The organism is Acinetobacter sp. YH12045, from assembly GCF_013419925.1.
In the GTDB taxonomy this organism is placed as follows: Bacteria; Pseudomonadota; Gammaproteobacteria; order Pseudomonadales; family Moraxellaceae; genus Acinetobacter; species Acinetobacter amyesii.
Genome location: NZ_VOZE01000011.1, coordinates 72,815 through 79,975 on the forward strand (window position 1 = coordinate 72,815; position 7,161 = coordinate 79,975).

Consider the following 7,161-nt stretch of genomic DNA (forward strand, 5'->3'; position numbering starts at 1 on the left):
CTCACATTTCTTAATAAAACTTAATGTAGCAAGACGCTTATGAATAACAACGAACATCTGCTAGGTACACGCCGCTTCCTGCCTATGTTTTTGACCCAATTTTTTGGGGCCCTCAATGACAATGTCTACAAACAGGCTTTATTGTTGGTCATCACCTATGGATTAATCCAACAACAGGCATTACCCATCAGCACGCTAAACAATCTAGCTGCATTATTGTTTATTTTACCCTACTTTATTTTTTCAGCGACAGCGGGACAGATCGCAGATAAGTTTGAACGTTCACAACTTGTCCGTGGCATCAAAATTTTAGAAATTATCATCATGATCATCGGCAGTATTGGCTTTCTGACCGGTCATTTATGGTTATTGTTGCTGGCTTTATTTTTGATGGGAACCCATTCGACATTTTTTGGTCCAATCAAATATGCCATTTTGCCTGAAATTTTAAAACCCAATGAGCTGATGTCAGGCAATGCGCTGTTCCAATCTGCAACATCCATGGCGATTTTATTCGGGATGATTTTGGGCGGTGCAGTGATTGCTTCCTCACAAGGCAATTTAATATGGATCAGCCTGACCGTAATGACCATCGCCATTTTAGGTTATATCACCAGTCGTTTTATTCTTAAGCAAAATGTCACTACACCAGATTTAAAAATCGATTGGAACTTTTTCCGAACTAGTTACCAAACGATGAAATATGCCAAAAGTTTGCCACTAATTTTTACTATTTTATTGGGGAACTCGTGGTATTGGTTTTATGGTGCAACCTACCTTACCCAAATTCCACAAATGACTCAGCAAAACCTACATGCCTCTGAAAATGTCGTTAGCTTGCTATTGACCTTTTTCTCTGTCGGTGTGGGCGTGGGTTCATTGCTTTGTCGTAAATTGGGCGGAACTCAAGTCAATATTAAGATGGTTCCCATCGGTGCTGTAGGTTTAACGGTATTTGCACTGTATTTAGCATTTAGTTTAACGCTTGTCCCGACTCAAACTGGCCCACTTATTACCCTTTCAGAAGTTTTTCATCAAGGTTGGGGCTATTACCATGTCATGATTGCCGTGACTTTATTGGGTATTAGTGGTGGTTTTTACATCGTTCCACTCTATGCAATGATGCAAGCTTACTCTCCACGCTCACATCGTGCGCGAGTCGTTGCCGCAAACAACATTTTAAATGCAGTATTTATGGTATCTTCTGCTATATTTTCAATTATCATTCTGAGTATTTTAAAGATTGATATTAAAATACTTTTTTGTATAACCGCATTGCTCAGTGCAATCTTTTGTATTTGGCTGCTATTACGCATCAAACCTTTGCTTCAAACTACGCAAGTCTCTCTGGAGGATTAATCCATGCGTCAATTTACAGGTGTCGACAAACTTATTCACTCATTTGATCAAGCCTTACGTAGTTTAGTACCTGGGGCGACTGCCGCACATCGAGAAAACCCTGCTAACATTGAAGAAACACAATTAGCAGTGAGTGAAGCGCGTCATGTTGCAGGTTTAATGCGGGTCAATCATAGTGGTGAAGTATGTGCACAAGCGCTCTATCATGGGCAAGCACTGACAGCAAAACTACCGAATGTACGCCGTGAAATGGAACAAGCAGCGATTGAAGAACAAGACCATTTAGCATGGTGTGAAGATCGCTTAAAAGAATTAGACAGCCATACCAGTCTGCTCAACCCTGTTTGGTACGGCCTTTCTTTTGGGATGGGTGCATTGGCAGGTATTGCCGGTGATAAATACAGCTTAGGTTTTGTCGCTGAAACTGAGCGTCAGGTGAGTCTGCATTTAGAAGACCACATCCGCCAACTTCCTGAACAAGACGAACGTTCACGTAAAATCTTAGTGCAAATGAATGAAGATGAGCTTCATCACCGTGATACAGCACTCAATGCAGGTGGTGTAGACCTTCCTGTTCCAGTTCGTATTGCCATGACTGGTATTTCAAAGCTGATGACCAAAACCAGTTATTACATTTAATGCATTTCTAATGATTGTCGCTAAGTTTTATAAATAGTGAACAAAAAGCCTGCAATGATGCAGGCTTTTTCATAAGTAATGTTTTGACTTTAATACAATAATTCCTTCACCATCAAAACAGTTTATAGGCTGCCATCGACTTGGTGTAAACCAATCAAAATTCAAACTATAACGTTGTGCAGTGGACGGATAACCTGCTCCACCTAACTCAAGCAGCCATCCTGCCGGACAAATTTCTTTTTGGTTATTCATCATAACGGTTTGATCATGTACCAACTCAAGCAATAAATGGCGATGTAGCTCAAATGCAATAACATCAAATCCAGCTATTTGAATAGGCTGTGGAAAACGAACCGATGTCAAACCTTGACGAATATCAGTCATCTGCTCCAGAGTATAGTCGGTTTCAAATGATCGGTTAATCCACGTGCCTTCAGGCAATACAACCTCTCCAAAGTTTAAGGGTTCCTGCAACTGTATATGAATTTTCTTTTGATGCTGCCACTCTGCATAGTCAGAACTAAGATCTGAAATCACAAACAATCCAAGCGTTACTGCAACAAATAAAGGGAAAAACAATACGCCAGATAAACCAATTTTAAGTACCGCATTTACTTTATATGGTCGATTTTTTTGCTTTTTATACCAATTATTCCAACTCAAACAAATGGCAATGACAATAAATAGCACCAAAATCGCAAAGCAAATAATAAGAAAACCTCCCGCACCCGCACCATAACCTAAGCCCATATTGCTCTCACTAAATATCCCTTTAAATCTTTTAATTATGTCTTGACGACTTTATCAGATCAGCCACTTGCACTTTATCAATGTTGATGATGCTTACGCCACCACTTCAACACCGTATAGAGCACACGTAAAAATACGATACATAATACAACGGCAATAACGATGTAAATATCTTGATGATAATGCAGCATTTTCGCCCAAAACAGATGTAAATAATGACTCATTTGAAAGCCAATCGTAGCGACCAACATCGCCCAAATAAAACAGGCGACCAGATTAATCAGCACATATTTCCAAACAGGATAAGCACGCACACCGACTGCAATAGGTAAAATGGTTCTAAAACCCCAAGCAAAGCGCATAAATAAAATGGTCAAAATAGGATAACGTTCAATAAACTGGCTCGCACGATCGAATTTTTGTGCAAATTCTACATTCGACTGGATAAGTTTTTGCCCATAGCGAGCGCCCATTTGATAATAAAACTGATCGCCAATAAAACTGCCCAACATCGCCACTGCAATCAACATTGGAAAATGAAGTATGTGTTGATGTACGGCATAGGCGCCAATCATCAGCACTGTTTCTCCTTCAAACAATGTGCCAATAAAAATCTCAATATAGCCATAGTGCAGAATCAGGTCCGTCCAGTTCATATTCTTTTTTTAGACTTAAAAGCGTAATTTAACCCTGCTAATTACCTTATGCTAGCGCATAAAATAAAGGGATTGAATGCTTTTTGTTATTGAAGTTCGAATTACGTTGATGATGAAAAGCTTTAGGTAATTCTTTTTAACCTGCTAAAAGCTGTTGGCAACTCACCATAGGAAATTGATGTGCTGGATGTTCAAACATTTCATTTTTCCAAATGTCGAACATTGGTATTTTAACATCGAGTGCTAAAGGCAGTTTTTTCGGATTAAATTGCATGTGCGCTAAGCTTTCGCCCCACGCGATCAGATCCAGATCCAAAGCGATATTATGAGACGGACGAACACGACCTGAGTCTGCTTCCATTTTTTTCAGTAAGGTGCTGATTTCATCTACAGATAAACTGCTTTTCACCAAACAAGCTGCATTCCAATAATCCGCCCCAATGCCATCACGACAAGGAATCACATAAATTTTGGAAAATTCAACATGACCCAAAGCCTGAATTTGACGTAAAGCCTGTTGAAAATGCGGTTTGGGATTGAAATTACTCGCCAGAGCTAGGGCGAAAATCGTTTCGGTGGCGTTCAAGACGAATTCCTACAGAATTGGCTTGCGCGATAATGGCAGGCTTCCGGATGCTAATCATAATAGATTCAATGCTGTCATAGGTAGCAAAAAGTGCATCAATCACCAGTTTTGCTGCATGTTCGATCAATTTAGGTTGAGCAGTTTGAATGACTTTGGCTGATATTTCGCAAATTTCAGCATAATTCAAGGTATCTTCAAGCTCATCTGACTGAGCCGCCTGCGCTAAACTGGTTTGAATATTGAGGTCGAGCATCAAAGGCTGAATAATCTGACGCTCCCAATTGAAACAGCCGATGACAGTCTCAACTTTCAAACCTTCAATGATAATTGCGTCCATTCTTACACTCAAAATAAAATCTTAAACATCGATAAAATCCTCCTGTTTAAGCAAGAGGATTTTATTTATATCTTGCGGCTAAATTATTGCTTCAACAATAAATTAGGGTCCATAGTCTGCACCATCTGAATACGCTGGTCTGCATAAATATCGGTATATGGCGCAAGGATGCGCATAAAGCGATCGAAGTACAACATTTGTTTGAATAATAAAGCGAAGTCACGTGGGAAGCGAATACCATGACGCTCTCCGACTTGTACCATATCCATCATAATGTCATTCAAATCGGCAGGATTTGAAGTTAATAATTCCTGTGGATCAGCCAAAAGCACACCGCTAAATAAGCGCTCTAAGTCGGCAGCTAAGACTTGTGTGTCAATTTTGACAGCCGTCATGCCCATTTTCAGCATATTTTCAGCCATCAAGTTGTAGTCAGTTTTTTGTAGGGCATCCATAAACGCAATACATGCTGTCCACACTTCAGGTTTCAACTGGCCCACGATACCAAAATCGATGAAGCCAACTCGACCATCTTCAAGCAGCATCAGGTTGCCTGCATGTAAGTCTGCATGGAAACTGTTACATAACATCAAGCTGCCAAACCATGTATTCATCGCTGTCACCAAAACTTGCGATGGATCTTTAGCGACTTTCTTGACCACATCAAAATCAGTCAATGGTACGCCGTATAAACGCTCCATGGTTAATACGCGACGTGTTGAATATTGGTGATAAACCTTTGGTGCTGTTGCGGCTTTGTTTTGAGTTACGTTCAGATAATTCACAAAGTCGTCAAGATTTTGAGCTTCTTCAATAAAGTCCACCTCACGTACCATGCGAACTTTAATTTCCTCAACGATATCTGCAAGTGAAGCAAATTTGACTTTGGGTACAGCTTTTTCGACCAGTTTAGTAGCCCAATGTAAGACGTTTAAATCTGTATAGAGAATCGTCTCGACACCCGGTTTTTGCACCTTAATAACAACATTTTCACCAGTGACCAATTTAGCAGCATGCACCTGTGCAATCGATGCAGAAGCCAAAGGCTTTTCATCAATTGAAGCAAATATTTCATCTAAATTACGACCAGCGAATTCTGAAGCCAATACCTGCTGCACATAACTAAACGGCAATGACGGTGTCTGATCTAAACAGCCTTGGAACTCTTCGACATATTCACGCGGAAATAAAGAAGGTGTACTGGCAATAAATTGACCCAATTTAATATAGGTTGAACCCAGTGATTCAAAAGTTTCACGCATGAGTTTTGCGTTACTTGGTTTTTCAGTTGCATATTTAAAGCCGGCTTTTGCCGCAACGACTGCGGTCTCACCCATTCGGGCAACCGAGCGAATTCCATCTAACCAGATATTGTTTTTCATAATGTCTTAGAAAAAATAATTAACGTGAGTGTAGCAAAAAAATAAGGGCTTGCTGCTTTATCTTGCCTGACAGATTGGACAATCGGGATCTTTTTCAAAAGCGAGAATTTTTTGTTTCATTGACAGACCATTCCACAACAAAAGTTTTTGTTTCAATACTGTCTTTCCTAAACCCAAATAAAGCAAAGCATGATGAGCTTGCAAACTTGCCATAACATTTGGTGTGGTTGCAAGCACACCCGAGTCTGCACAGCGCAAACTTTCATTGGCTTGTTGTTCTTTTGGAAATAGACATTCATAACATGCCGCGTTTCCTTCGACCATAAACAATTGCCCTTGGAAACCAATCGCTGAAGCACTAATCAGCGCCACATTATTTTCTACGCAGCTCACATTGACCAAATAACGCGTGCTGAAATTATCACAACCATCGAGAACCAAATCTTGCTGTGAAATCAATGTCTTTGCGTTGCTTTCATCTAATTTTGTGGTATAGCTTTGCACTCGGATATGCGGGTTAATCGCTTTTAAGCGTTTAGCCAAAATTTCTGATTTATAAAAACCCACATCGTCTTTGGTATACGCGATTTGTCGTTGCAAATTACTGATTTCAATTCGATCTGCATCGATTAAAGTAATTTGTCCGACGCCTGCACGTGCCAATAATTCGGCTGTGGTACACCCAATTCCACCACACCCTACGATGAGTACATTGGCAAGTTTTAGCTTCTCTTGTGCATCGATGTCCCATCCATCAAGCAATATTTGACGGCTGTATAAATGCATTTCATCATCACTTAATTCAAATTCAAATTCAGATGTTGATTCATTCGATTTAAACGTAGACAAAGTATTTCCTTATTAAAATTCGTCAAGCATAAAAAATGGGCGAGTTTATATCGCACGCAAAAGATTAAAACATCGATATCCATCAAATGTTGTTCGAGTACAAACCCGAAACAGTGTAAAAACACCCTGCTATTTGAGCAAGACAATATACAGCTTAAAGTTAAAATAAATGCTCTGTAGACATGGCATTTTTCTCAGTTAGCGTATCTTCAATTACACTATTTAAAATACAGTATCTCAGACACCTTAGTATGTAGGAACATCATCGAGGTATAGCGTATACATGTTTTAAAAATAATAAATAAAAAATAAAGTTATATTTTTAACCGTATTTAGTTGCACTAGAGCTGCTTACATTAGGTTAATTTTAATGATTCTTTTCTACCTTAGCCTCAAAAAATAAAACTTAATTCAAGACATTTTAAGCGTTTATGTATGCAAAGAGATTTAATCCGTAGGTATATGTATGAATTCAGTAGACTTCTTTCATAATTCATTTTTTGCTCAGCTCTAAATTATAGATTCCCGCAATTAAATTGAATCTTAAGCCCAGTCTTTTTCCTCGATTACGATATCGCTCGGCAAGGATTTTGAAAGTTTTTA

8 protein-coding genes and 1 pseudogene are annotated in these 7,161 nt (G+C 39.3%); 2 read left to right on the forward strand and 7 right to left on the reverse strand.

Features of this window, described 5'->3' with window-relative positions:
* Window positions 1-39 precede the first annotated feature (39 nt).
* The gene (locus tag FTU02_RS13170; protein WP_180157502.1) at window positions 40-1,359 is read left to right on the forward strand and encodes an MFS transporter; all 1,320 of its coding nucleotides are present in this window, start codon (window positions 40-42) and stop codon (window positions 1,357-1,359) included.
* A gap of 3 nt (window positions 1,360-1,362) precedes the next feature.
* Window positions 1,363-1,998 carry a 2-polyprenyl-3-methyl-6-methoxy-1,4-benzoquinone monooxygenase gene (gene coq7, locus FTU02_RS13175; RefSeq protein WP_180023519.1) on the forward strand — a complete coding sequence of 212 codons (636 nt, stop codon included), beginning with the start codon at window positions 1,363-1,365 and terminating at the stop codon, window positions 1,996-1,998.
* 69 nt (window positions 1,999-2,067) lie between these two features.
* On the opposite strand, the gene FTU02_RS13180 is transcribed toward coq7, so the two are convergent.
* From FTU02_RS13180 to FTU02_RS13210, 7 genes and pseudogenes are all read right to left on the reverse strand, one after another.
* Entirely contained in the window at window positions 2,068-2,748 is a 681-nt protein-coding gene (locus tag FTU02_RS13180; protein ID WP_180157504.1) for a hypothetical protein, read from the reverse strand.
* A 77-nt stretch (window positions 2,749-2,825) separates the two neighbouring features.
* Window positions 2,826-3,404 carry a DedA family protein gene (locus tag FTU02_RS13185; RefSeq protein ID WP_257232783.1) on the reverse strand — a complete coding sequence of 193 codons (579 nt, stop codon included), beginning with the start codon at window positions 3,402-3,404 and terminating at the stop codon, window positions 2,826-2,828.
* 136 nt (window positions 3,405-3,540) lie between these two features.
* Window positions 3,541-3,990, reverse strand: coding sequence for a 2-amino-4-hydroxy-6-hydroxymethyldihydropteridine diphosphokinase (locus FTU02_RS13190; protein ID WP_180157506.1), 450 nt, complete (start codon window positions 3,988-3,990; stop codon window positions 3,541-3,543).
* Window positions 3,947-4,327, reverse strand: a complete 381-nt coding sequence (folB, locus tag FTU02_RS13195) for a dihydroneopterin aldolase (protein WP_168377722.1) — start codon at window positions 4,325-4,327, stop codon at window positions 3,947-3,949. Before folB ends, FTU02_RS13190 begins: the two co-directional genes overlap by 44 nt.
* 83 nt (window positions 4,328-4,410) lie before the next feature.
* Entirely contained in the window at window positions 4,411-5,709 is a 1,299-nt protein-coding gene (locus FTU02_RS13200; RefSeq protein WP_180040380.1) for an AarF/ABC1/UbiB kinase family protein, read from the reverse strand.
* Window positions 5,710-5,766: 57 nt separating this feature from the next.
* Window positions 5,767-6,495 carry a HesA/MoeB/ThiF family protein gene (locus FTU02_RS13205; RefSeq protein ID WP_180157521.1) on the reverse strand — a complete coding sequence of 243 codons (729 nt, stop codon included), beginning with the start codon at window positions 6,493-6,495 and terminating at the stop codon, window positions 5,767-5,769.
* 556 nt (window positions 6,496-7,051) lie between these two features.
* Window positions 7,052-7,161, reverse strand: a pseudogene (locus FTU02_RS13210) (IS5/IS1182 family transposase); the annotation flags it as partial.